Below are 24,019 nucleotides of genomic sequence, written 5' to 3' on the forward strand. Positions count from 1 at the left end.
TCGGTCATCGCGGCCCTTTGGCTTGTCACGGGAAATACTTCGAAATTCGAAATGTTCAAGGGGATAGGGTATTGTCATGCGCCGGTGACGCCCCCGACATGCCGGGAGGTTCAGAGGGTATTTTAACGATTGAATACTGATTGGCCTTCGCTATTCTGCGGCCATCTTCGGGACCGGATACCGCCATGACTCAGCAGACGCATTCGACACTTTGCCTACACGACGACGACAACGTTTTGATAGCGCTCAAGGAAATCGCCCCGGGAGAAATGCTCGACGGGGCGCTTGTCGCCGCTGCATCGGTGCCAATGGGGCACAAGATCGCGCGTTTCGCGATCGCTCCGGGGGCGGCCATCCGCAAATACGGCCAGGTCATCGGCTTCGCGGGCCGTTCGATCGCGGCGGGCGAACATGTACATGTGCAGAATTGCGACTACCGCGCCGATTTCGACCGCGATCCGGCTCCAGGCGTCGATGCGCGCCCGACCGAACACGTCGCGCCCGAGGCGCGCGCGCGTTTCCGCGGCTTTCGCCGCCCCGACGGCGGCGTCGGCACGCGGAACTATATCGGCGTGCTGACCACCGTGAACTGCTCGGCGACAGTGGCGCGAATGGTGGCGGCGCATTTCACGCCGGAGGTCCTTGCCGACTACCCCAACGTCGACGGTGTCGCGGCATTCGTTCACGGCACAGGCTGCGGCATGATCATGGAAGGCGAGGGATACCGCATGCTCATGCGGACGCTCGCAGGCTACGCGACGCATCCGAATTTCGGCGGCATCCTGATGATCGGGCTCGGCTGCGAGATGGCGCAGATCTCGATGCTGATGGAAACCTATGGCCTGACCGAGAGCGCCGGGTTCCACCGCATGAACATCCAGGAAGCCGGTGGAACGCGTAAAACGGTGGCCGAGGGGATCGCCCGGATCGAGGCAATGCTGCCGCAGGTCAATGCGATGAAGCGGGAGGAGGTCGGGGCCGAGCACCTGTCGATCGCGCTGCAATGCGGCGGCTCGGACGGCTATTCCGGCATCACCGCCAATCCCGCGCTCGGAGTTGCCACCGACATCCTCGTGCGCCACGGCGGCACAGCAATCCTCGCCGAGACGCCGGAGATCTTCGGCGCCGAGCACCTTCTGACCCGCCGTGCGGAGCGCCCCGAAGTGGCCGCCAGGCTGCTCGAACGGATCGCGTGGTGGAAGGACTACACGGCGCGTAACGGCGGCTCGATGGACAACAATCCGAGCCCCGGCAACAAGGCCGGCGGCTTGACGACGATCCTCGAGAAGTCGCTCGGCGCGGCCGCAAAGGGTGGCAGCAGCAACCTCGTCGGCGTCTACGACTATTCGGAGAAGGTCACGACGCCCGGCTTCGTCTTCATGGACAGTCCCGGCTATGATCCGGTGTCCATCACCGGACAAGTGGCCGCCGGCGCCAACCTCGTCTGTTTCACCACCGGCCGCGGCTCGGTCTTCGGCTACAAGCCCGCGCCGTCGCTCAAGCTCGCCACCAACAGCGCGATGTACGAACGCATGTCCGACGACATGGACATCAATTGCGGCGTCATCGTCTCGGAGGGCGTGAGCACCGAGGAGATGGGACGGCAGATCTTCGAGCACTGCCTCGCCGTCGCCTCGGGGGAACGCACGAAGAGCGAGGAACTCGGTTTTGGCGACAACGAGTTCACGCCCTGGATCGTCGGCTCGGTCATGTAGCGATCCCAAGAGCCCGGCGTGAGTCCCTCGCGACACCCGTCCGCGCGGGGCCGGTTTGACGCCGACCACGCCCGGGCTACCTGCTGGACGAGGTGCGAGAGGACTACGGAGGACCCGATGAAACGACTCGTTCTGGCTGCGGCGCTGACCAGCGTCGGTGGCGTCGCGCAGGCGGAGGATTTCTGCCTCATCAACCTGAACGGCAAGACCATCCAGTGCTACCCCAGCAAGTCGCTTTGCGAGAATCGCGCCTCGAACATGCGTGGCTGGGTCTGCGAGAAACGCTGAGGACGAGGCGGCTTACGCGCCGACGGCGTGCGGACAGTTTGGATCTGGCGGGGTCAGGCGACCATCCTGGAGCCGCAACGTCCGCGTAAGCAGATGGCGGCGGAAATGAGCATTGTGGCTGACGATGATCATCGCCTGCGGCAGGCTCAGAAGCATTTCGACGAGCCGGGCCTCGTTTTCCTCGTCGAGCGCATTCGTCGGCTCGTCGAGCAGGAGCACCTCCGGGTCCATCGCCAGAACGGTGGCGAGTGTCACCAGCCGCTTCTCGCCGCCCGAGAGCGTGTGGGTGATGCGGTCCCGCAGATGCATCAGGTCGAGCCGGACCAGTACCCGCTCGACGATGTCCATCGCCTCGCTCCGGCGCGCGCCGAGGTTCAGCGGCCCGAAGGCGATGTCCTCGGCGACGGTCGGGCAGAAGAGCTGGTCGTCGGGGTCCTGGAAGACGAAACCCGCGCGGCGGCGCACCTCGTGAAACTCCGCCTCCGTCCGGCGTTCGGCGCCGAATGCGATCACGCGCCCTTCGGAGGGGCGCAGCAGCCCCACGACGATGCGCAGCAGCGTCGACTTGCCGGCGCCGTTATGGCCGGTGATGCACAGCCGCTCGCCGGCCTCGAGCACAAGGTCGGCACCGGCGAGCACCGGCGGGCGGTGCGGATAGGCAAAGCGGATGCCTGCGAGCTCAAGCAAGGCCATGCAGGAGCTCCAGGACGACGAGCCCGGCCAGAACCGCCGCAAACCCTGCACCGAAGGCGATGTCGCCGGCGCCGAAGGCCAACCGGTCGAGCAGCGGGATGTTGCCGGTGAAGCCGCGGCATTTCATGGCGTCAAGGATGCGCTCGGACCGTTCCATCGACCGAACCAGCATCATGCCGACCAGGTAGCCGAAGCTGCGGTAGCAGTGCCAGCGGGTCGAGGGGCGGAAGCCGCGCGCCTTCATCGCCAGTCTCAGGCGCAGGTATTCCTCGCGCAGCGTGTCGATATAGCGGACCGTGAACATCAGGAGATGCACCAGCGCGGCTGGAACCCGCATCGCATGCAGCGCGTGCCCGAGCGTCACCGGTTCCATCGTCCCGACGAGCGCCATCAGTGCCAGCACCGCCGCGTTGGCTTTGAGCGCGATCTCGGCGGCCTGCCGCAGACCCTCCCAGGAGGCGGGAATACCCCAGAGTGTGAAGATCGGTGTGCCCGGCACGGTGAAGGGCAGCATCGCGAGGATGAACAGGATGAAACTGTCCATCGCCGCCATGCGCTTCAGCGTGGGTTTCGCCGGCAGCCGCGAGGCCGAGAGCAACACGAGCGCGACGCAGAGCGCGGCGGTCAGGGCGACGAAGCCGCTCAGGGAGACCGTCACCACAGCGAAGCCCGCCGCGGCGAGGATGCGGGCCCGCGGGTCGACCCGGCCGAGCCAGCTCAGCTGCCGGTTGGCGCCGGTTGGGCCGGTCGGCTTTCTGAGCGTGGCGAGGACAGGGCTCATCCGGTCGCTTTCAGCTTGCGTCGGGCAGCGAGGTAGAAGCCGAGACCGAAGAGGCCGACGATATATCCGATGCCGCCAAGGATCGTCTGAAGGTCATTCTTCTCCTTGTAGGCCGAGATCTCCCGGCGCAGCGGCCGCATCTCGTCACGAACGGCCTTGGCGATGGCGTCGATCTCGCCGGGGGTCACCGCTGCCACGGTGACCTGCGGCGGGGAACAGGCGATGCCGCTCGCGGAACTGGCCGGAGGCGCAGTTTCGGGGGCGGCAGATGCGGCCTGCGCGCTCTCGGTCCATGCGATGGTTGCTTCCGCGCCGGGTGTCGCCGCCGCTGCGTCGGCACCCGACCGCGCGATGATAGTGGAGACATCCGCCGCGGACATGGTTGTCTCCGCGACATGGCCCGCGCCGAGATCGGTTCGGAACAGGTGCTCGACCGGTTGCGTCGGTGTGAAGACGAAGAACCCCTCGGCATCGGTCTCTGTCTCGCCGAGCTTGGTGCCCGCCGGGTCGAAGACCTCGATCGTCAGGCCGACCGGCGCCTTGCCGCCGGTGAAGCCGACCTCTCCCTCGATCCGGTCGCCGGAGGGGAAGACGCCCATGATCACCTTGTGGGCCACCGCCGGGAGCGGCGCGAGGGCGAGCGCAAGGGTGAGAAGCATCACGCGTCTCACGGGGTCACCCCTTGCAGGTCGTCGAAGAGGTCCGGCTTGACCTGTTTGGCGAGGAAGACCGCCGCGCCGGTCAGCAGCGCCTCGATCACCATCACCGGAACATGCGCGAAGAAGACCAGCTTCGCGGCCGGCAGGAATGCGTCGCCGGTGAGCGCCAGCGCCGCGGCGACGAAACCGGCAGTAAGCGCGATGGCGCCGCCGCCGCAGAGCGCACCAAGCAAAGCGGCGGTCTGTGGCCCGGCTCGCCGCACCGGGCCGGCCAGCGCGATGCCCATGATCACCGCCGGGCCGGCGATGACTACGGTGTTGACTCCGAGCACCGTCAGTCCGCCGAAGCCGAAGAACACCGCCTGCAACACCAGGCCGACGAAAAGCGCGGGGAAGGCGGCCCAGCCGAGGACCAGCCCGGCAAGACCATTCATCACCAGATGCACCGAGGAGGGTCCAATCGGAACATGGACCAGCGAGGCCACGAAGAACGTGGCCGAGAGCACGCCCGCCGCCGGGATCTTGTCGATCGGCAGCGATCGCAGGCCCTGTGCAAGGCCGCCGACGCAGAGGGCTGCGCCGGCAATGACCACAGGATTGGACAGGGCTCCGTCGACGATATGCATGGCGTGCCCTATTCCATGTCCCAGGCGCGAATCCAGATCACCGCGTCCTGAGAGAGTTGCTTGCCCTCGAACTCCGTCTCCGGGCCCGAACCAAGCGCGGCAAACCCCCAGTGCCCCGCCTTGGGCACGCCGAAGGTAAAGACTCCGTCCTCATCGGCGACGATGACAACCGTGCCACCGGGCATCGGCCCGGTTACGGCGGGCCCAGGTGCGCCAGTCTCCATGTCGGGCTCGGCCGCCAGGTATTCGACCTCGATCTCGACGCCGGGGACAGGGACGCCCTCGCGCAGCACCTGGCCGGAGAAGGTCGAGCCGGCAATCACGTTGCCCGGTTTCACGAGCGGCAGGATTTCGGTCACCAGCCCCTGTGGTTCCATCCAGTCGGTCGGCATGGTGTTGCGGTTGAGATAGGATTTGGCGATCTGCTGAATGTAGATGTCCTCGCTCGGCTCGAAATAGGGCTCAGGGACAACCACGATCACGTAATCGCCGGAGCGCTTGACCGGCACCGATCCGTCCCAGGCTGCGGCAGCGTTGGTCACACCAGTGAAGGTGCTGGGCACGAGCCGGTCCATCAGGTCGATCCGGGCACCGCGATGGACCGCGAAGAACTCCAGCGGCCGCGCCATCTCCATCACATGGCCATTGTCGAATGGATGCCAGAAGATCAGTTTTATCGGCACATCGCCGGGCCGTTCGATGATCGTGTCGGGCGAATAGGCCAGTTGGAAATGCGCCGATGCGGCGACGGGAAGACATAGGCTCGTGGTCAGAGCTAACACTAACTTGCAAACGTTCACTACGTTTCCTCTCAAACATTGCCGCTCAGGTTCGCGGCGGAGCTGAAAGGACGGAGGGGTTATGGCCCGAAGTGGATGGACTGCGCCTGACCGCTTCGCGCCAGACGCTCACCCCGGCGTCCGGTGGATGAGAGCATGCGGACTGGCCGCATACCCTACTTCGGCAGGTCTCCTGACTTGCAGGTCATCGCTTGGTCGGCCTTCCCGGGGCGCATCCCAGTGGCATGTTCGACCGCGCTCACCGCTTACAGTTGCGGGGGCAGCCACGGATTTGGTCCCTGATGGGTACGCCGCACCGTGTTCCCTCTTTAATCCCCCGGGCGCTTGATCCGTCGGGGGAACCGAAGATGACGCTCTTGTGAGCGCGGATGCCCTGAGATGTCAATCGGACAATTCGCCGGCCGGGGGACCAGGTTGCGACCTCAGGCACTTGCCGCAGCCGGCCGCTCGCCCTGCCGCTTGGTCGCGGTGTCGAGGTTTCCGCCGGTGCTTCCCTCGGGGATGCGGATCGGATCGGCCAGCAGGCGCAGCCCGTTGAGCACCACCAGCACGGTGCCGCCCTCGTGGCCGACCACTGCGATCGGAAGCGGCAGGTGGAAGAAGAGACCGGACGCGACCAACGTCACCATGGCTCCGGTCGCAAATACGAGATTCTGGCGAATGATACGTTCCGCGCGCTGCGCCAGCCGGTGCGCCGCGGCGAGGCGACGGAGATCGTCGGAGAGGAGCGCCACGTCCGCCGCCTGGAGCGCGACCTCGGAGCCGGCCGCGCCCATGGCGATGCCGACATCGGCCCGCGCCAGCGCCGCCGCGTCGTTCACCCCATCGCCGACAAAGGCCACCCGCCCGCGACTGGCGAGATCGGCCACGATCTCGACCTTGTCCTCCGGGCGCAGGCCCGCGTGGATTGCATCGGGCGCAAAGCCGAGCTCCGCGCCGACCCGGTCCGCCACTGCCTGCCGGTCGCCGGTCACCATCGCCAGTTGCGTGACGCCCCGGTTCCGGAGCGCGGCCAGACCAGCGCGCGCAGTGTGCCGCGGCTGGTCCTCGACGGTTGCCACCCCGAGAATGCGCGCGCCGCGGCCCATCATCACCAGCGTCATCGGCGTGTCGTGGAGAGCGGCGAGAAAGGCGGGGCAGTCCATCGGCGCGCTGTGTCTGGCCATGCGATCCGCGAGCCGCTCGTTGCCGGCCCAGAGCATCCCCTCGTCGTCGACTCCGACGATGCCTTCGCCGGGCACGGCGCGCGCTTCGCGCACGGCGACGGGAGCAATCTCGCGCGCCACGGCGGCGCGGCGGATCGCATCGGCGACGGGGTGTTCGGATTGCGCCTCGAGCCCGGCGAGCCGGGCGAGGAAATCGGCCTCGTCCCCTTCGCAGTGCAGGCCGGTCAGTTCCTGCCGCCCGGTGGTCAGCGTGCCGGTCTTGTCGAATGCGAAATTCGAGACCGAGGCGAGGGTTTCCAGTGCCGCGCCCCCCTTGAAGAGCACGCCGCCCCGGGCCGAGGCCGAGAGCGCCGAGAGGATCGCCGCGGGAACGGAGATAACGATGGCGCAGGGGCTGGCCGCCACCAGCAGCGTCGCGGCGCGGTAGAGCGCCTGGTTCCAGCCGTTGCCGAGAAGGAGGAAGACGAGAAAGGCCAGCACCGAGCCCCCGAGCACGGCAATGGTGTAGCGCTGTCCGAACCAGTCGGAGAATTGCTCCGAAGGGGCGCGGGCAGCCTGGGCCTCGGTGACAAGCGCGATCATCCGCGCCACGGTGCTCTCCGCCAGTGGCCGGTCGACCCGGATGGCGAGGATCCCGTTCTGGTTCACCGTCGCCTCGAAGACCTGCGCGCCGGCCGCCTTCAAAACCGGCACGGATTCCCCGGTGATGGTGGACTCGTCGATCTCGCTCTCGCCTTCGACAATCTCGCCGTCGACCGGCACCCGCGCGCCGGGACGCAGGATGACCACGTCGCCGGGGACGAGCGACGCCACCGGAACTTCCTCGGTGCCGGAGGCGGTCCGGCGCAGAGCCCGGTCCGGCCGCAGCTCCATTAGCGATTCTATGGCGCGGCGTGCGCGGCCCATCGCCCGTTCCTCCAGCGTGGTGGACAGGCTGAAGAGCGCCAGCAGCACGCCGCCCTCGAAGGCCGCGCCCACGACGGCGGCGGCAAGCGCCGCGACCACCATCAGCAGGTCGATATCGAGCTCTCCTTCGGTCCAGAGCGCCCTGATCGCCCTGATCCCCGGCGGAATGCCACCGGCCGCAAAGACGACGAGGAGAGCCAGGTTGCCCGCAACCGGCCCCCAGATCACGCCCTGCGGCAAGGCCCAATGCGCGATCGCGGCAAGGACCATTCCGGCCAGCGTCAACCCGGTCAGAACCAGCGGCCGGGTTTCCTCGTCGATCCAGGGCATCTGGGAGATCCTCGCTCACTAACGGCCGAGGCGGAGGCGTGCCAGCGCCCGACCGGTCCCGCGACAGTTGCAGGACCAGGCGGAGTCTACCCCGACCGGCAGCCGACCTCTATCGGACATATTCGCCGTCTCGTGGAGGAGGCAAGGGCCGCCGTCCGTCCCGAAGGACGCGGACGCGCCCGCGTTGCCGCCGCTGCTGCCTTTTGTCCGGCCTTTCTCAGGTTGCGGTGTCCGGCCGGCGCTGCTACCGCTCGGCGCGACGATGCCGGAAGGCTGAACGGGAGAGCGGTGGCCCCGACCCAATGCGGGGGGCGGCCGATCGTCGTCGAGGCGGGTGCCGGGCGCACCCGCGCCGGCCCCGTCTTGCCAGTCGGCAGGGCAAGCGAAGGAGCCAGGCCATGACCGCTATCCAGACGAAACTGTCCCGGGAATGCAGCGCATGAGCAAGATCGGTGTCATGCTGTGCGGACACGGCTCCCGTTCGCAGGCCGCGGTGGACGAATTCTCCGTTCTGGCCGAGAAGCTTCCCGCGCTGCTGCCCGAGGACTGGATGGTCGATTACGGCTATCTCGAATTTGCCAACCCGGTGATCCGCGTCGGACTGGACAATCTGCGCGAGGCCGGCTGCGAGAGCATTCTCGCCGTGCCGGGCATGCTCTTTGCCGCGATGCACGCCAAGAACGACATCCCTTCGGTGCTGAACGCCTATGCCGCCGAGCACGGGATCAAGGTCGAGTATGGCCGAGACCTCGGAGTCGACCCGAAGATGATCGCCGCCGCCGCCGACCGGGTGAAAGCGGCCATTGCGCAGGCCGACGCGGAGCTTGGCGACGTGCCTCTGCACGAGACCTGCCTCGTCGTCATCGGCCGCGGCGCCTCAGACCCGGACGCCAATGCCAATGTCTCCAAGATCGCCCGGATGCTCTGGGAAGGGATGGGTTTCGGCTGGTGCGAGGTCGGCTATTCCGGCGTGACCTTCCCGCTGGTCGAGCCGGCGCTGGAACAGGCCGCAAAACTCGGGTTCAAACGCTACATCGTTTTCCCCTATTTCCTCTTCACCGGCGTGCTGATCGACCGGATCTACGGCTTCACCGACATGGTCGCCGCGGCCAACCCGCAGGCGCAATGGGTGAAGGCCGGCTATCTTGCCGACCATCCGCTGGTGCTCGAGACCTTTGCAGAGCGGGTCACCGAGATCCTGGACGGGAAGAACGACATGAACTGCGCGCTCTGCAAATACCGCACGCAGGTCCTCGGCTTCGAGGCCGAAGTCGGGATGAAGCAGGAGAGCCACCATCACCATGTCGAGGGGCAGGGGGCGAGCGCGCCCGGCTCCAATGTGGCGGACTGCGCGCTCTGCGACACGTTCTGTACCGGCGCCTGCCGGCTCGACAGGGGGCACCATCCCCACCACGATCATGGCCACGCGCACGGGCACGGACATCACCATCATCATCATGATCACGGTCATTCCCATGACCACGGGCACCATCACCCGGTCTATCCCCATGCGGACCACCCGATGGGGCCGGAAAGCGTGCGCAAGCATCTGAAGACCGAATGAATTTCCACTACGAGCGCGACCCGGCGGCGATCTATGCCAGGAGCTTCGCCACGATCGAGGCCGAGGCGGATCTCTCGGCCCTGCCCGAAGATGCCCGCCCGATGGCGATCCGGCTGATCCACGCCTGCGGGATGGTGGATGTGGCGCAGGACCTGCGGCTGTCGGAGGGCGCGGTGGTGGCGGGTCAGAGTGCGCTTCGACAGATCAGCGATAGTGCAGAGGGCAGCCCCCGGTCGCGGGCGGGCGAGAAGCCCCCGCCCGGAGCGGCGGTCGGCAGCGGCCCGGCGTTGCCGCCGGGCGGAACCGAGGACCGGCGTGCTCTCCCCATCTTCTGCGACAGCGAAATGGTCGCCCGCGGCATCATCGCTCGCGCCCTGCCAGAAGGCGTCGAACCCGTGGTCACGTTGAACGACCCCTCCGTGCCTGACCTCGCGAAGTGTCTGGGCACCACCCGATCCGCTGCCGCCACCGAGCTTTGGCGCGACCGGCTCGGCGGCGCCATCGTCGCCATCGGCAACGCGCCCACTGCGCTCTTCCATCTGCTCGAGGGGCTGGAACAGGGCTGGCCGAAGCCCGCCCTGATCCTTGCCTTCCCAGTCGGCTTCGTCGGCGCCGCCGAGAGCAAGCAGGCGCTCGCAGACCTGCCCCACGGCGTGCCCTTCGTGACGCTGCTCGGCCGCCGCGGCGGCTCGGCGATGGCCGCTGCGGCGGTGAATGCGCTGACGCTTGGCCTGACAGGAGACGGCACATGACGACGCCCTGGCTCGACGTGATCGGCATAGGCGAGGATGGCTTGGACGGGCTCGCGCCCGCTGCCCGTGCCCGGCTGGAGGCGGCCGAGGTGATCGTCGGCGGCCCGCGCCACCATGCGCTGGTGCCGGAGCTTGCCGCCGAACGGATCGAATGGCCTTCGCCCTTCCGCGAGCTGGCCGAGGAACTGGAAACGATGCGAGGTCGCCGGGTTGCCGTTCTGGTGACGGGCGACCCGCTCTGGTATTCCGCCGGCGCACTCTACCAGCGCCGCTTCTCGCCCGAAGAGATCCTCTACCACCCGCAGCTATCTGCCTTCCAACTCGCCGCCGTTCGGATGAAATGGTCACTGGCCGATGTCGAGACGCTGACGATCCACGGACGCCCTGCCGAACAGGCGATCCCGTACTTCGGCCCAGGTCAGCGTCTGCTGATCCTGACCGAGGATGGCAGTTCGCCGGCAACCATCGCCCGCCTGCTCACAGAGAACGGGCTCGGCCCAAGCCGGCTGACGGTGCTCGGCGCAATGGGTGGGCCGGGCGAGAGCCGTATCGAAGGCACCGCGGCCGACTGGAACGCGCAAGCGCCGGATTTCCACCTGCTGGCCGTCGAGTGCATTGCCGCGCCCGGCGCCCATGTACCGCCGCGCACCGGCCTCCCCGACGACGCCTTTACCCATGACGGCAAGATGACCAAGCGCGAGATCCGGGCGCTGACGCTCTCTGCGCTGGCCCCGCGCCGCGGCGAGTTGCTCTGGGACATCGGCCTCGGCTGTGGCTCGGTCGCCATAGAGTGGATGCGCGCGGACCGCGACATGCGTGCCATCGGCCTTGAGCCCTCGTCCGAACGTCGCGCCATGGCTGCGGCCAATGCCACGCGGCTTGGAGCGCCAAGGCTCGACATCCGGCCCGATCCCGCGCCGGCTGCGCTGGCGGGGCTTCCCGCGCCGGATGCTATCTTCATCGGCGGCGGGCTTTCGGAGGTGACCGCAGAGGCCGCACTCGACGCGCTGAAGCCTGGCGGCCGCCTCGTCGCCAATGCCGTTACGCTAGAATCCGAAGCCGTGCTAGCCACGCTCTACGCCCGCCATGGCGGCGACCTCACCCGCATCGCCATTTCCCGCGCCCAGCCCGTCGGCCGGCGCACCGGATGGAAACCGGCGATGCCCGTCACCCAATGGAGTCTCTCACTATGAGCGGTACCCTCTATGGCCTGGGCGTCGGCCCCGGCGACCCTGACCTGCTGACGCTGAAAGCGCATCGGCTGATCTCCGGAGCCACCACCATCGCCTATCCCGCGCCGGACAGCGGCGAGAGCTTCGCCCGTGGCATCGTCGCCGAGTTCATCCCCGAAGGCGCGCGCGAGATCCCGATCGTGATCCCGATGCGCTCCGAGCGCTTCCCGGCGCAGGAGGTCTATGACGCCGCCGCCGAAACCATCGCCGATGCGCTCGCATCCGGCGAGGATGTGGTCGTGCTCTGCGAGGGCGACCCGTTCTTCTACGGCTCCTTCATGTATCTCTTCGCCCGCCTCGCCGAGCGCTTCCCGGCCGAGATCGTACCGGGCGTGTCCTCGCTCGGCGCGGTGACGGCGGTCGCCCGCCAGCCGCTCATCGCCCGCGAAGAGGTGCTGACCGTGCTGCCGGCGACGCTGCCGGAGGACGAACTCGAACGCCACCTTGCCGCTGCCAATGCCGCCGCGATCATGAAGCTCGGTCGCCATTTCGCCCGCACCCGGGCGGTGCTGGAACGCCTCGGGCTGGCCGAGCGCGCCGTCTTCGTTTCCCACGCCACGCTGCCGCAGCAACAGGTCTGCCCGCTCGCCGAGGCGCCCGAGACCGCGCCCTATTTCTCGATGATCGTCGTGCCGGGAAAGGACGCCCATGTCTGAGCGCGGCGCCGGCCCGCTTCCGGTAGTCCTCTGCCTGCTGTCGGCAAACGCCCCGCTTGGCCGGCGCATCGCCGGGGCCCTCGACGCGCGGCTCGACATCCGTGGCGAGGATTTCGACGATCTGGGCGCGCATCTCGCGGCGCTCTTCCATGCCGGACATCCGCTGGTCGGCATCGCCTCTGCCGGCATCCTGATCCGTCTGCTGGCGCCGCATCTCGGCGACAAGCGCACGGAGCCGGCGGTGCTGGCCGTCTCTGCGGACGGCGCCGCCGTGGTGCCGCTTCTCGGCGGCCATCATGGGGCGAATGCACTGGCTGGCCGGATCGCAGAGGCGATCGGCGGGACTGCGGCCGTAACGACAGCGGGCGACGTGACCTTTGGCGTCGCGCTCGACGCGCCGCCCGAGGACTGGCGGCTCGACAATCCCGAGGACGCCAAGGCGGTGATGGCGGCGCTGGTTTCCGGGACCAAGGGACAGCTCTCCGGCCCCAAGGCGGGCTGGATCGCACCGCTCGAGACCGCGGGCGCGGTGGAGCGCGTCGCCGCCGACCCGGAAGCGCCGCTTGTGCTGAGCGTCCCCGGCGTGCCGCCACTGGTCTATCGCCGCCGCGCGCTGGCGCTCGGTGTCGGCTGCGCCCGTGGCTGCGACCCCGATCAGCTCATCGGGCTGGTCGGCCGGACGCTGGCGGAAGCGGGTATCTCCGCGGGCGAGATCGCCGCCATTCATTCGATCGACCTGAAATCCGACGAGGCCGCGATCCACGCGCTGGCCCGCCACCTTGGAGTTCCCGCCCGCTTCCATTCGGCCGCGCGGCTGGAGGAGGAAGCGCCTCGGCTGGCCAACCCCTCCAACGTGGTCTTCGCCGAGGTTGGCTGCCACGGTGTCGCCGAGGGCGCGGCGTTGGCGGCAGCGGGGCCGGATGGCAAGCTTCTGGTCGAGAAAGTGAAATCTGCCGAGGCCACCTTTGCAGTTGCGGCGATCGGCCAAGGTGGCGCAGCGGGCACTCCGCGCGGGCACCTCGCCGTCATCGGCATCGGGCCGGGACAGGCCGCCTGGCGCACGCCGGAGGCGACCCGGCTCATCGCCGAGGCCGACGAGCTCGTTGGTTACGGTTTCTATATAGACCTGCTGGGACCGGAAGCGCGCGGCCGGATGCGCCGCGACTTCACCCTCGGTGAGGAGGAAGCGCGCTGCCGCTACGCGCTGGAAGCCGCCGGGGAGGGACGCCGCGTGGCGCTGATCTGCTCCGGCGACGGCGGCATCTTCGCAATGGGCGCCCTGGTGATGGAACTCCTCGACCGCGACGAGTCAGCGGGCGGCGTCTCTGACGCGGCGCGGCGCGTCGAGTTGATCCATGCCCCCGGCATCTCGGCCTTGCAGGCCGCCTCCGCCCGCGCCGGCGCGCTGCTCGGCCACGATTTCTGTGCCATTTCGCTCTCGGACCTGTTGACCCCGCGCGAGGCGATCCTGCAACGGCTCCACGCCGCCGCCGAAGGCGATTTCGTCATCGCTTTCTACAACCCCGTGTCGCGCCGTCGGCGGACGCTGCTGGCCGAGGCGCGTGACATCTTGCTTCGGCACCGCCCGGCCGACACGCCGGTCCTACTGGCGACCTCGCTCGGCCGCCCGGAGGAGCGACTGGTCTTGCGCCGGCTCGACACGCTCGAAGTCGACGAGGTGGACATGATGACGATCGTGCTCATTGGCTCCTCCGCATCCCGCCGCGTCGCCTCGGGCGATATCTCGGCCGGCGCCGGTGGCGAATGGATCTACACACCGCGCGGCTATGCCAAGCACATCGACGGAGACGCTTCATGACCGTTCATTTCATCGGCGCCGGCCCCGGTGACCCGGAACTTCTGACGCTCAAGGCGCAGCGCCTGATCGCCTCCTGCCCGGTGTGTCTTTACGCCGGTTCGCTGGTGCCCGCGGAGGTGGTGGCTGGCGCGCCCGAAGGCGCGCGCGTCATCGACACCGCGCCGCTGGCGCTCGACGAGATCATCGCCGAGATCGAGGCGGCCCATGCCCGCGGCGAGGATGTCGCCCGTGTCCATTCGGGCGATCCGTCGCTCTATGGCGCCATCGCCGAACAGGTCCGCCGCCTCCGCGCCCTTGGCATCCCCTATGACATCACGCCCGGCGTGCCGGCCTATTGCGCCGCCGCCGCCGGCATGGGGCAGGAGCTGACCGTTCCGGAGGTGGCCCAAACGGTCATCCTCACCCGCACGGCGATGAAATCGACTGGCATGCCGGAGGGTGAGGACCTTGCCACGCTCGGCGCCTCGCGCGCGACGCTGGTAATCCACCTGTCGGTGCGCAACCTTCTGGAGATCGAGCGCCAGCTGTCACCAATCTATGGGCCGGATTGCCCGGTGATCGTCGCCTATCGTGTGGGCTGGCCGGACGAGATGTATATCCGCGGCACGCTGGCCGACATCCGCGACAAGGTCCGGGGCGAGAAGCTCACCCGCACCGCGCTTGTCTTCGTCGGCCGTGTCTTCGAGGATCACGACTTTCCCGATTCAGCACTTTATGACCCCGAGATACCCCACGTGTTGCGTCCGCGTCCGAAGGGCTGATTGGAGTCCCGATGTTCGACACCGAGTAGGGCCAGCTTTGGCTTGGCAGCCCGGCGCGGGAAACCGGCCGGAGGTCGTCGCACCCGGGGAAAGACAGGTTGATCACGGAATGAACCCCCGTCACCCCGCCGGTCCGGTGGCGATGAAGAAATAAACCCATTCGCCCTTGAAATCGTCCTCTTCCGCCCGTGCCTCGGCGACGCGGGAGCGCAGGAAGTCGAGATACGGCCCGGCAGGCTCGACCAGCGGTCGCTCCCCGTCGTAAAGCGGCCGGGAGGTGGCGAAGGCGACGGCGATCTCCTGGCCGAAGGGCGGAGCGATCGTGATGTCGAGCGCGGGCTCGCCATCGGCATCCGAGCCGACGCGCCGGCTGGCCTTCGCAGGGACCGAAGCGAGCGGAACCAACTCGTTGGGCTGCAGATGCAGGACGTTCCCGTCGGCATCGAAATAGTCGACATAGAGGAAGGCGTCGTAGTCGGGGGCTTGCAAGTCGAGCTCCAGCCGCTCGCCCGCGCCGAAGCGGTATTCGCGGACATGGGCATTGGTGCCGACGATCCGCGGATCCTGCCGCTGGTCCTCCGATTGCGGCAGGCCGACCGCAGCGATGCCGGAGAGCGCGTTGCATTGCGGCGGTGGCAGCAGGCGCATCTCGTCGGCAACGCGGATCTCGCTTCCCATCTGCGCTCCGAGCGCCTCGAGCAGGGGCGCGCGCAGACTGTCCTCAGGGATGTGGCCGCGCAACTCCAGCGTCGCGGTTTCGGGCACGAACTCGGTCTGCAGCCGGGCACAGGGGATGCCGGTAAGCAGCGCTTCGAGCGCGTCGCGCACCGGCGCGCCGCCACTTTCGGCGGCTTCGGGTTGCATGAAAGCCTGGACGGCGGCGATCGAAACGGGGTCGGCAAGGCTCGTGTCGCCGAGCTGCCAGGCCAGCGCGGCGGTGATCCGGGAGGCGGCGGCGTCAGCCGGGGTTTCGCTGGCGGCTGGTCGGTCCGGGTCGATCCGGCCCGCGGTGGTGGCTTCCGCTCTGCCGGGCACAACCGGCGCACCGCTCGCGGGAAGGGTCGCGGCCGGAGGGCCGGACGGGGGCGGGGTGGCGCCGAGCGGCGTGGCTCCTGCTTCCAGGCGCGCGAGCTTTGTGCTGTCCGCCATGGGGTCGCCGGCTGGCGCCGGAGGAGGGTGTGAATCGTCGGCGGCCAGGCTCTCCGACGGGCCGGCAAGCAACTCGGCGGGCATCGCGACATCCGTGAGGAGACCGGCGGTGGGGCTGTCCGGGGCCAACTGGCTGGCGGCTTCCGTTGGCGTCTCTCCGGCGCGGGCCGGGACCACCACAGGGGGCAGGGTGGTGGCGGGTTCGGGGCGGCGCTGGCTGAGCCGGGCCGGGCGGCTGGCCGCGGTCAGACCAGCAAGGGAAGTGGCGGTGGTCTCGGGCGGGTCGGGACGGGCGACGCGCGGGCGAGCCTCGAGCGCCGCGCTCGCCTCACCAGTTGTTACGAGCGCTGGTCTCGGGGCGGGTTCGGGTTCCAGGCCGGCGGCCGGGCGGCTGGTGGCCACGGCTTCTGCGGCGGTGCCCGGCTCCGCGTTCAGCGCTTCACTGCGGGTAACGTCAGGGCGAGCATCGGCCGCGGGCGGGATGCTTGCGGCGGCGCTTTCGAGCGCCTGGGCCCGGGGCGTCGCAGGCAAGGCCTGCGCGGCCGTGTCAGTAAGGGCGTCGGGCCGGGCGACTTCCGGCGCCGCGGCGGCAAGTCTTTGTGTTCCGGGCACGGCCGGGCGCGCCTCGGTCCGGCGGGGCGCGTCGAGGCCGAGCGCTTCACCCCGCGCTTCGCGTCCCTCCGCCGGGCGCGCCTCGGCCGCCTCTTCTCGCGCGCGGGTGCGACGCAGCGTGTCCGCCGAGAGCGTGACCTCGGTCGGCGGTGGCCGTTGCTCGGGAACGGGCCGCGGCACGAGGGCGAGGGCGAGAAGCAAGAGCGCACCGCCATGCAGGGCGACCGAACCGGCGCCCGCCAGCGCCCATGTCGCCGGGCGCGCGGTCATTGCCCCACCGGCGTCACGACGAGCACCACGTCCTGCGCGCCGAGCGCTTCGATCCGGGCGACGAGCGGCAGGAAATCGCGCAGCTCAGCGGCGTGGTGAGCATTGATCCGGATGAGGCGCTGCGGCTGCGCGGCGAGCACCTCGGCGAGACTTTCGAGCAGAGTGGCTTCGTCGATCGACGCACCATTGAAGGCGAGCGCGCCGTCGGCAGCGATCGCCACCGTCTCGCCGCCGCCGGGCAAGGTTGCGCCGCTCGCGGACTGGGCGGGCTGGACGCGGAAGGGCGCGGTGGCGTCCATCCGGCCGACCAGCATCGAAAACACCAGCAGGAAGAACACCACGTCGATCAGCGCGATGATCGGCTCGGGTCGGTCGCGACGGCGGCGGCGGGCGAGCTTCATGGCGCCTCTCCGAGGCGAACCAACCGGATCTGACGAACTCCGGCTGCGGTGGTCACGTCGAGCAGCGAGACGAGATCCTGCGTGCTGGCCTGGCCGGACGGGAGGAGGACGACGGACAGCGCCGGTGTCTCTGCGAGCCGCGCTTCGAGGACCTGCTTCAACTCGGGCGCGCGGACCGGGGTGCCGCGCAGCCGGGGGATGCCGTCGGCATCGAGGCGGATGAGCAGGGCCGAAGCGGTGCCGGTGGCCGGTGCGGCGTCGGTCGCGGGGGCGTCGGTGCCCTCGGCCATCGGGATCATGCGCAGGTTGAGATAGGTCGAGGTGACCATGAAGAAGACCAGCATGATCATAAGGACGTCGATCATCGGCACCAGCTGGATCGTCGCGCTGGCCGGGACGGCCTGCTTCAGTCGCATTGGTGTGCCTCCTGCCGCGTCGCCCCGATCACCCCGTCTCGCCGTTCGCCTCGACCGACATCAGCCGGCCGACGGACACTTCCATCGCCGTTCCGACCCGGTCGACGCGGGCCGAGAGCAGGCTGGCAGAGATGGCGGCCGGGATAGCGACGATGAGCCCTGCGGCGGTGGTCAGCAGTGCCGTCCAGATGCCGCCGGCGAGCAACGCGGCATTGGCGGCGCCCTCCGCCAGGGCGAGTTCCTGGAAGGCGCGGATCATGCCGAGCACGGTGCCGAGCAGGCCCAGGAGCGGGCTGATCATGGCCACGAGTTCGAGTGTGCGGAGGTGCCGGCCGAGACGGTCGAGCACGGCGTTGCCGCGCCATTCGAGCTCCTCGTCGAGGGCCGTGCGCGACCTTCCCTCGGCCAGACCCTTCATCGCCGCGGCGAGCAGCGCGTCGACGGGTGACCGGCCGGCCGCGACCGCCGTCATCGCGGCGTCTCGGCGGCCGGCGGCCCAGTCGGAAAGCGCGGTCTCGCGCATCGCGCCGCCGCCAAGCGCACCGCCGAGATCGGCGAGTTTCACGAGGATCAGCGCCACGGTGACAAGTGACAATGCGATCAGCAGCCAGACGATCGGCCCACCGCGGATCAGGAGCGAAAGGAGTCCTTCCATGGCTTCATTTCACGAAATCGGCGGCGGTCTTCGAGCTCAGCTCCATGATCTCGAAACAGTCGACCGGATCGGCGTTCTGCGGCTTGCAGGCGGTCATTTCGTGGAGCAGCACCTCGGAGATGTCGCCGCAGGCGATGTCGGGGATCTCGAAGAGCTTGAGCGTTGTGCGCGCGACCGGAAGCGGCGCTGCGTCGATGCTCAGGAGCTGGTCGATCACGCCGTTGCGGTCGAGAATCGCCAGCGACATCTCAAAGCCCTCGAGCGTCATTCCCGACTGGTTGCGGAACAGGAAATAGCTGCGGCAACCGCCGCTCTCCGCCGGCTCGAACTTGTTGAGTTCCACGCCGAGGCGGCCGCTTCCGGCGCCGTCCTGCGCTTCGGCGGCCGCCCCGGGCAGCAACGCCGAAAGCGACAAGGCGGCAAAGAGCCGCGCGCCACTAAGACTGCTCAGGTTAATTCGTCCCATCATTCGGATCTCTCTCCCATTGACCTGATACCAGAAGGCGCGAGACGGCTGGCCCGGGTCAAGGCCCTTTCAATTCGAGTATTTCGGTTTAAAATGAATCGTGGATTTGTCCGGAGGTTCTGCTACCGTACGTCCAAATGCACCGTCAGTATTTTGGGGCAGGTGCCACAGGGAGATTGTCTTTTGGTCTTGGAGCTGGTCAGTTTCGGCGATGATGCGCCCTCTGGTGCGAATCTGGAGTACGAAACCGTCTTTACCGAGTTGGAGATAGCCGCCCAGCCCGGCGAGGAACGGCAGATGGGCAACGAGATCGTTGCCGCAGAGGAGCCCGACTACGCCGACGTGATACGCAAAGCGCGCATTGTGCTCGAGCAGAGCCACGATCTGCGCGCGGCGATCTACCTTGCCCATGCCGAGTTGCGCCGGAACGGATTTCCGGGCTTCGCGGAGGCGGTGGGCTATATTCGCGGCTGCCTGTCCGACTTCTGGGACAGCTGCCACCCGCAACTTGACGAAGATGACGGGGATCCGACGATGCGGGTCAACGCGGTTCAGGGCCTGGCGGCGCCGGAGACGATGCTCCGGGCGCTCAGGCTTGCTCCGATCGCGAGGAGCGGTGCCTTCGGCGATATCTGCCTGCGTCATAAGCAGATCATCGAAGGCGAGGTTTCGCCCAGCGACAGCGACGAGCATGTTCCCGACGCCGCGGGGTTCTCGGCCGCCTTCAAGGACACCAAGACCGAGGTCATGGACGAGATCATCGTTTCGATCCAGCAGGCCAAGGAGGACATCGACGCGATCGACGCGGTGTTCGACGAGAAGATTCCGGGCCAGGGTCCGAACCTCGACGAACTGAAGAAGATGATGGTCCGGATCGTCGCTGTGGTCAGCGAGGAAACCGGCGTTGCGGTCGAGGAGGTCGCCGGCGAGGCTGGCGCCGCAAGCGAGGCTGCGGCCGGCGCTCCGGCGGCGGCGGTTGGCGTTCCCGGCGCAATCAATTCCGACCGCGACGTATTGGCCGCGCTCGAGAAGATTACCGAGTATTACGCCCGCACCCAGCCCTCCAACCCTGTGCCGATCCTTCTGGAGAGGGCGCGGCGGCTCGTGGGGGCGGATTTTATCACCATCGTCAAGGATCTTGCCCCGAACGGGCTCGACAACGTGAAGCTCGTCGGCGGGATCACCGAGGACGACGGAAGCGGCTACTAGGAATAGCATATCCGCGCGGTGCCGGTGCCGGGCGAACATCGAAGGGAGACGTTGATGTCAAGTTCACAGAAGTTCATCGCGCGTAACAGGGCGCCCAGGGTTCAGATCGAATACGATGTCGAGCTTTATGGCGCCCAGAAGAAGGTGCAGCTGCCCTTCGTGATGGGTGTGATGGCCGATCTTGCCGGCAAGTCTGAGGTCGAACAGCCCGGTGTCGACGATCGCAAGTTTCTCGAGATCGATGTCGACAATTTCGACAGCCGCATGAAGGCGATGAAGCCGCGCGCGGCTTTCGCGGTTCCCAACACGCTCACCGGCGAGGGCAACCTTTCGGTCGATCTTACCTTCGAGAGCATGGACGATTTCTCGCCGGCGGCGATCGCCGAGAAGGTCGAGCCGCTCAAGAACCTGCTCGATGCGCGCAAGGAACTCTCGAACCTGATGACCTACATGGACGGAAAGCCCGGCGCCGAGAACCTTATGCAGAAGGTGATGTCGGACCCGGCGCTGATGCAGTCGCTGGCGGCACAGGCGAAGCCGGCCGACGAAGGCGACAGCGAGGACAAGGAGTAACCCATGGCCGAAGAAGCCCTCGAATCCGCTGGTGGCGCACAGGCCGCCGAAGCCACCGAATCCGATTTCGCGGCGCTCCTGCAGCAGGAGTTCCGCCCGCGCACCGACACCGCCAAGACGGCGGTCGAGAGCGCGGTCAAGACGCTGGCGCAGCAGGCGCTGGAGAACGCTTCGGTCATCTCCGACGATGTTCTGCAGTCGCTTGAGTCGATCATCGCCGAGATCGACAAGAAGCTGACCGACCAGATCAACAAGATCATCCACCACGAGGAATATCAGAAGCTCGAGAGCGCCTGGCGCGGTTTGTATCACCTGGTGAACAACACCGAGACCGACGAGATGCTGAAGATCCGGGTGATGTGCATCTCCAAGAAGGAGCTGCACAAGACCCTGCGCAAATACAAGGGCACGGCCTGGGACCAGTCGCCGATCTTCAAGAAGCTCTATGAAGAGGAATATGGCGTCTTCGGCGGCGAGCCTTATGGCTGCCTTGTCGGCGACTACCACTTCAACCACTCGCCGCCGGATGTGGAGATGCTGGGCGAGATCTCCAAGATCTCGGCTGCGATCCACGCGCCCTTCATCACCGGCGCCGACCCGTCGCTCATGCAGTTCGAGACCTGGCAGGAGCTGAGCAACCCGCGCGACCTGACCAAGATCTTCCAGACGCCGGAATATGCGGCCTGGCGGTCGCTGCGCGACAGCGAGGATTCCCGCTATCTCGGCCTCACGATGCCGCGTTTCCTGGCCCGCCAGCCCTATGGCGCCAAGGGGGACCCGGTGGATGAATTCGCCTTTGAGGAAGAGACCGGCAATGCCGAGTCGGAGTATTTCTCCTGGGCGAACTCCGCCTATGCCATGGCCACCAACATCACCCGCTCGTTCAAGATGTACGGCTGGTGCTCGCGGATCCGTGGCGTGGAATCGGGCGGGATCGTGGAAGGTCTGCCGACCCACACCTTCCCGACTGCCGATGGTGGTGTGGACATGAAATGCCCGACCGAAATCTCGATCCCGGAGCGCCGGGAAGCCGAGCTTTCGAAAAATGGCATGATGTCCCTGATCCACCGCAAGAATTCGGACGTCGCGGCCTTTATCGGTGCCCAATCCCTGCACAAGCCGGCCGAGTATGACGATCCGGATGCCACCGCCAACGCCAATCTTGCTGCGCGGCTGCCCTATCTCTTCGCGACCTGTCGTTTCGCGCACTACCTCAAGAAAATGGTTCACGACAAGATCGGCTCCTTCAAGAGCCGGGACGACATGGAGCGCTGGTTGGGCGAGTGGATCAGCCAGTATGTTGACTACAACCCCGCGCATTCATCGGAAGAAACCAAAGCGATGAAGCCACTCACGGCGGCGGAAGTGGTGGTGCAGGAAGTCGAGGGGAACCCGGGATACTACACCTCGCAGTTCTTCCTGAAGCCTCACTATCAGCTCGAGGGCCTCACGGTCTCGCTTCGGCTGGTGGCGAAACTGCCCTCTGAAAAGGGGCAATAACTCCCGGATCGGGCGTCATCGGCCGGCGCCCGGCCATTACAATCGGCGGCAGGTCCGCCCCTTCATTTAAGGAGAAAGCACGATGGCTGTTGACATGTTCCTCGATATTGAGGGCGAAATTGCTGGTGAATCGCAGGATCACAAACACAAGGACGAGATCGACGTTCTGGCATGGTCCTGGGGCGTGTCGCAGTCCGGCACTTTCCACACCGGCGGCGGCGGCGGCGCCGGCAAGGCCAATTTCCAGGACATCTCCGTTACCAAATGGGTCGACAAGTCCTCGCCGATCCTGATGCTCTATTGCGCCAATGGCGATCACTTCGACAGCGCGAAACTGACCGTCCGCAAGGCCGGCAAGGATCCGCTCGAGTATCTCATCATCACGATGAAGAAGGTGCTGGTCACCTCGGTCTCGACCGGTGGTTCCGGCGGCGAGGATCGCCTGACCGAGAATATCTCGCTCAACTTCCGCGATGTCGAAGTGCTCTACACCGAGCAGAAGCCGGACGGCGGTGCCGGCGCCAAGCCGGAATTCAAGTGGAGCATTGCCGAGAACAAGCAGCTCTGACCGCTGCAGACTGGCCCATTCGAAAGGTCCTGCCGCGCTGTTGCGCGGCGGGACATTCTGTCGAATTCGACGACACGACACAGCGGGAGAGACCCCATTGCAAAGCCGCGCCCAAGAGCTTCTGCTTGCCAATGATCTGACCGGGGCCCTCGACGCGTTGCAGGACGCCGTGCGCGCCAAGCCGGCGGATGCCAAGCTGAGAATTTTCCTGTTCCAGTTGCTCTGCGTCATGGGCGACTGGAAGCGCGCGATCAACCAGCTCAAGCTCTCGGCGACGATGGACAAGGACGCCGAGGAGATGGCCAAGGCCTATCGCGAGGTGCTGCGTTGCGAGGTGTTCCGCGAGAAGGTCTTTACCGGCGAGCGCGAGCCGCTGGTCTTTGGCGAGCCAAATGAATGGATTGCGCTGCTGATGGAGGCGCTGAAGCTTTTGGCCGCCGGCAAGCCCGGCGAGGCGGCCACGCTGCGCGAGAAGGCGTTTGAGGCCGCGCCGGCGATCGGCGGCGAGATCAACGGAGAGCGTTTCGAGTGGATCGCGGATGCCGACATGCGGCTCGGCCCGGTGCTCGAAGCAGTGGTGAACGGCCGCTATTTCTGGATGCCATTCGCGGCAATTCGCGAGCTTCATGTCGAGGAGCCTGCAGACCTGCGCGATGCGGTCTGGACCGGCGCGCGGGTGACGCTCCAGAACGGCGGTGAGGTGACTGCCTTCATCCCGACCCGCTATCCCGGCACCGTGGAGAGCGGCAACGGCGCGGCGATGCTCTCGAAATTGACCGACTGGGTGGATGCCGGCGGTGAGACCTTCGTCGGGATCGGCCAGCGCCTGCTTGCGACCGAAACCGGAGACACCGCCCTGATGGACCTGCGGACCCTGCACATGGACGCCGCGCCGGGCGCCGCGGCGTCCGATGCCGAGGAGGCCTCCGCGCCGCCGGCCGGGGCCTGAGCCCATGGCAGACAAGACGATCGACGACCGCCTTCAGCCGTCGCTGCTCGACCGGCTGACCGATGACGCGCCCAAGGAGACAAGCGAGTCCCGCGACGCTCGAGTGATCGATATCCGCCGGCTGCGCGAGATCCTCAAGCGCGACCTCGGCTGGTTGCTGAACACGATCAACAACGAGAGCGAGATTGACCGTAAGAAGTATCCGCACGCCTTTCGCTCGGTGCTCAACTACGGTGTGAGCCCGGTGGCGGGTGGCTCGTCGAGTTCCCGCAAGGCCGAGGCGATCCGTGCCGCGATCGCCACTGCGGTCAAGGAATTCGAACCGCGGCTGCGGCCGGAAACCCTCGACGTGCAGATCCGGGAAGACGAGGAGGGGGCTCAGACCTCGGTCTTCTTCGACATTCACGCCGAAATGTGGGCCCAGCCGATGCCGCTGGAGCTTTACCTCCGCTCCGAGGTCGACTTGATGAGCGGCCATCTGAGCCTCGAGCAGAGGGGCTGAC

Annotated in this window: 25 protein-coding genes and 1 riboswitch; of the genes, 14 read left to right on the plus strand and 11 right to left on the minus strand. The window is 67.3% G+C overall.

From position 1 onward, the window contains the following. Positions 1-185: 185 nt before the first annotated feature. Both EU800_RS12985 and EU800_RS26830 read left to right on the plus strand, forming a co-directional pair. On the plus strand, positions 186-1,715 hold the full coding sequence (locus EU800_RS12985; protein ID WP_129632993.1) for a UxaA family hydrolase: 1,530 nt from the start codon (positions 186-188) through the stop codon (positions 1,713-1,715). Between the two features lie 117 nt (positions 1,716-1,832). After that, complete coding sequence (locus tag EU800_RS26830; RefSeq protein ID WP_165354656.1) at positions 1,833-2,003, plus strand: hypothetical protein; 171 nt, start codon at positions 1,833-1,835, stop codon at positions 2,001-2,003. A 12-nt stretch (positions 2,004-2,015) separates the two neighbouring features. Here EU800_RS26830 and EU800_RS12990 read toward each other — a convergent pair whose 3' ends face one another. The 6 genes from EU800_RS12990 to EU800_RS13015 form a co-directional block, all read right to left on the minus strand. Then, positions 2,016-2,696: an energy-coupling factor ABC transporter ATP-binding protein gene (locus EU800_RS12990; RefSeq protein ID WP_129632995.1), complete on the minus strand. Its 681-nt coding sequence runs from the start codon at positions 2,694-2,696 to the stop codon at positions 2,016-2,018. Continuing rightward, complete coding sequence (gene cbiQ / locus EU800_RS12995) at positions 2,683-3,477, minus strand: cobalt ECF transporter T component CbiQ (RefSeq protein WP_129632997.1); 795 nt, start codon at positions 3,475-3,477, stop codon at positions 2,683-2,685. The genes EU800_RS12990 and cbiQ overlap by 14 nt, the downstream gene beginning before the upstream one ends. Beyond that, positions 3,474-4,136, minus strand: a complete 663-nt coding sequence (locus tag EU800_RS13000; protein ID WP_242500562.1) for a cobalt ABC transporter permease — start codon at positions 4,134-4,136, stop codon at positions 3,474-3,476. Before EU800_RS13000 ends, cbiQ begins: the two co-directional genes overlap by 4 nt. A gap of 8 nt (positions 4,137-4,144) precedes the next feature. Beyond that, positions 4,145-4,762 (minus strand): cobalt transporter CbiM, encoded by a 618-nt coding sequence (cbiM, locus tag EU800_RS13005; protein WP_129633001.1) that lies wholly within the window; start codon positions 4,760-4,762, stop codon positions 4,145-4,147. A gap of 8 nt (positions 4,763-4,770) precedes the next feature. Continuing rightward, the gene (locus tag EU800_RS13010) at positions 4,771-5,544 is read right to left on the minus strand and encodes a DUF4198 domain-containing protein (RefSeq protein WP_242500563.1); all 774 of its coding nucleotides are present in this window, start codon (positions 5,542-5,544) and stop codon (positions 4,771-4,773) included. Positions 5,545-5,706: 162 nt separating this feature from the next. Then, positions 5,707-5,923: riboswitch (cobalamin riboswitch) on the minus strand. A gap of 61 nt (positions 5,924-5,984) precedes the next feature. After that, entirely contained in the window at positions 5,985-7,964 is a 1,980-nt protein-coding gene (locus EU800_RS13015) for a cation-translocating P-type ATPase (RefSeq protein ID WP_129633005.1), read from the minus strand. 439 nt (positions 7,965-8,403) lie between these two features. Here EU800_RS13015 and EU800_RS13020 point away from each other — a divergent pair, with 439 nt between their 5' ends. The 6 genes from EU800_RS13020 to cobM are packed head-to-tail and all read left to right on the plus strand — an operon-like array spanning position 8,404 to position 14,748. Further along, positions 8,404-9,528, plus strand: coding sequence for a sirohydrochlorin chelatase (locus EU800_RS13020; RefSeq protein ID WP_129633007.1), 1,125 nt, complete (start codon positions 8,404-8,406; stop codon positions 9,526-9,528). Then, positions 9,525-10,280, plus strand: a complete 756-nt coding sequence (locus EU800_RS13025) for a precorrin-8X methylmutase (protein ID WP_242500564.1) — start codon at positions 9,525-9,527, stop codon at positions 10,278-10,280. Before EU800_RS13020 ends, EU800_RS13025 begins: the two co-directional genes overlap by 4 nt. After that, complete coding sequence (cbiE, locus tag EU800_RS13030) at positions 10,277-11,473, plus strand: precorrin-6y C5,15-methyltransferase (decarboxylating) subunit CbiE (protein WP_129633009.1); 1,197 nt, start codon at positions 10,277-10,279, stop codon at positions 11,471-11,473. The genes EU800_RS13025 and cbiE overlap by 4 nt, the downstream gene beginning before the upstream one ends. After that, the gene (cobI, locus tag EU800_RS13035) at positions 11,470-12,168 is read left to right on the plus strand and encodes a precorrin-2 C(20)-methyltransferase (protein WP_129633010.1); all 699 of its coding nucleotides are present in this window, start codon (positions 11,470-11,472) and stop codon (positions 12,166-12,168) included. The genes cbiE and cobI overlap by 4 nt, the downstream gene beginning before the upstream one ends. Further along, entirely contained in the window at positions 12,161-13,987 is a 1,827-nt protein-coding gene (gene cobJ / locus EU800_RS13040; protein WP_129633012.1) for a precorrin-3B C(17)-methyltransferase, read from the plus strand. Before cobI ends, cobJ begins: the two co-directional genes overlap by 8 nt. Next, the gene (cobM, locus tag EU800_RS13045) at positions 13,984-14,748 is read left to right on the plus strand and encodes a precorrin-4 C(11)-methyltransferase (protein ID WP_129633014.1); all 765 of its coding nucleotides are present in this window, start codon (positions 13,984-13,986) and stop codon (positions 14,746-14,748) included. The genes cobJ and cobM overlap by 4 nt, the downstream gene beginning before the upstream one ends. Before the next feature lie 120 nt (positions 14,749-14,868). On the opposite strand, the gene EU800_RS13050 is transcribed toward cobM, so the two are convergent. Genes EU800_RS13050 through EU800_RS13070 form a run of 5 tightly spaced genes read right to left on the minus strand, consistent with a single transcriptional unit; the run spans position 14,869 to position 18,720 of the window. Continuing rightward, the gene (locus EU800_RS13050) at positions 14,869-16,779 is read right to left on the minus strand and encodes a DUF4384 domain-containing protein (RefSeq protein ID WP_129633016.1); all 1,911 of its coding nucleotides are present in this window, start codon (positions 16,777-16,779) and stop codon (positions 14,869-14,871) included. Beyond that, positions 16,776-17,180 (minus strand): biopolymer transporter ExbD, encoded by a 405-nt coding sequence (locus EU800_RS13055; RefSeq protein ID WP_129633018.1) that lies wholly within the window; start codon positions 17,178-17,180, stop codon positions 16,776-16,778. The genes EU800_RS13050 and EU800_RS13055 overlap by 4 nt, the downstream gene beginning before the upstream one ends. After that, complete coding sequence (locus EU800_RS13060) at positions 17,177-17,596, minus strand: biopolymer transporter ExbD (RefSeq protein ID WP_129633020.1); 420 nt, start codon at positions 17,594-17,596, stop codon at positions 17,177-17,179. Before EU800_RS13060 ends, EU800_RS13055 begins: the two co-directional genes overlap by 4 nt. Before the next feature lie 28 nt (positions 17,597-17,624). Beyond that, a complete protein-coding gene (locus EU800_RS13065) occupies positions 17,625-18,251 on the minus strand; it encodes a MotA/TolQ/ExbB proton channel family protein (protein ID WP_129633022.1) in 627 nt (208 codons plus the stop codon). 4 nt (positions 18,252-18,255) lie between these two features. Continuing rightward, the gene (locus EU800_RS13070) at positions 18,256-18,720 is read right to left on the minus strand and encodes a hypothetical protein (RefSeq protein WP_242500565.1); all 465 of its coding nucleotides are present in this window, start codon (positions 18,718-18,720) and stop codon (positions 18,256-18,258) included. 186 nt (positions 18,721-18,906) lie between these two features. On the opposite strand from EU800_RS13070, the gene tssA reads away from it, so the two are divergent. The 6 genes from tssA (at position 18,907) to tssE (ending at position 24,018) form a co-directional block, all read left to right on the plus strand. Next, positions 18,907-19,926, plus strand: a complete 1,020-nt coding sequence (tssA, locus tag EU800_RS13075) for a type VI secretion system protein TssA (RefSeq protein WP_371685628.1) — start codon at positions 18,907-18,909, stop codon at positions 19,924-19,926. 54 nt (positions 19,927-19,980) lie between these two features. Further along, entirely contained in the window at positions 19,981-20,499 is a 519-nt protein-coding gene (gene tssB, locus EU800_RS13080; RefSeq protein ID WP_207209904.1) for a type VI secretion system contractile sheath small subunit, read from the plus strand. A 3-nt stretch (positions 20,500-20,502) separates the two neighbouring features. Next, the gene (tssC, locus tag EU800_RS13085) at positions 20,503-21,999 is read left to right on the plus strand and encodes a type VI secretion system contractile sheath large subunit (protein ID WP_129633028.1); all 1,497 of its coding nucleotides are present in this window, start codon (positions 20,503-20,505) and stop codon (positions 21,997-21,999) included. Positions 22,000-22,081: 82 nt separating this feature from the next. Beyond that, a complete protein-coding gene (locus EU800_RS13090; protein WP_129633030.1) occupies positions 22,082-22,567 on the plus strand; it encodes a type VI secretion system tube protein Hcp in 486 nt (161 codons plus the stop codon). A 97-nt stretch (positions 22,568-22,664) separates the two neighbouring features. Then, the gene (locus EU800_RS13095) at positions 22,665-23,516 is read left to right on the plus strand and encodes a type VI secretion system accessory protein TagJ (protein WP_242500567.1); all 852 of its coding nucleotides are present in this window, start codon (positions 22,665-22,667) and stop codon (positions 23,514-23,516) included. Between the two features lie 4 nt (positions 23,517-23,520). Further along, complete coding sequence (gene tssE, locus EU800_RS13100; protein WP_129633034.1) at positions 23,521-24,018, plus strand: type VI secretion system baseplate subunit TssE; 498 nt, start codon at positions 23,521-23,523, stop codon at positions 24,016-24,018. The last annotated feature ends 1 nt before the right edge of the window (position 24,019 follow it).

The organism is Tropicimonas sp. IMCC6043 (assembly GCF_004146235.1).
Classification (GTDB): Bacteria; Pseudomonadota; Alphaproteobacteria; order Rhodobacterales; family Rhodobacteraceae; genus Tropicimonas.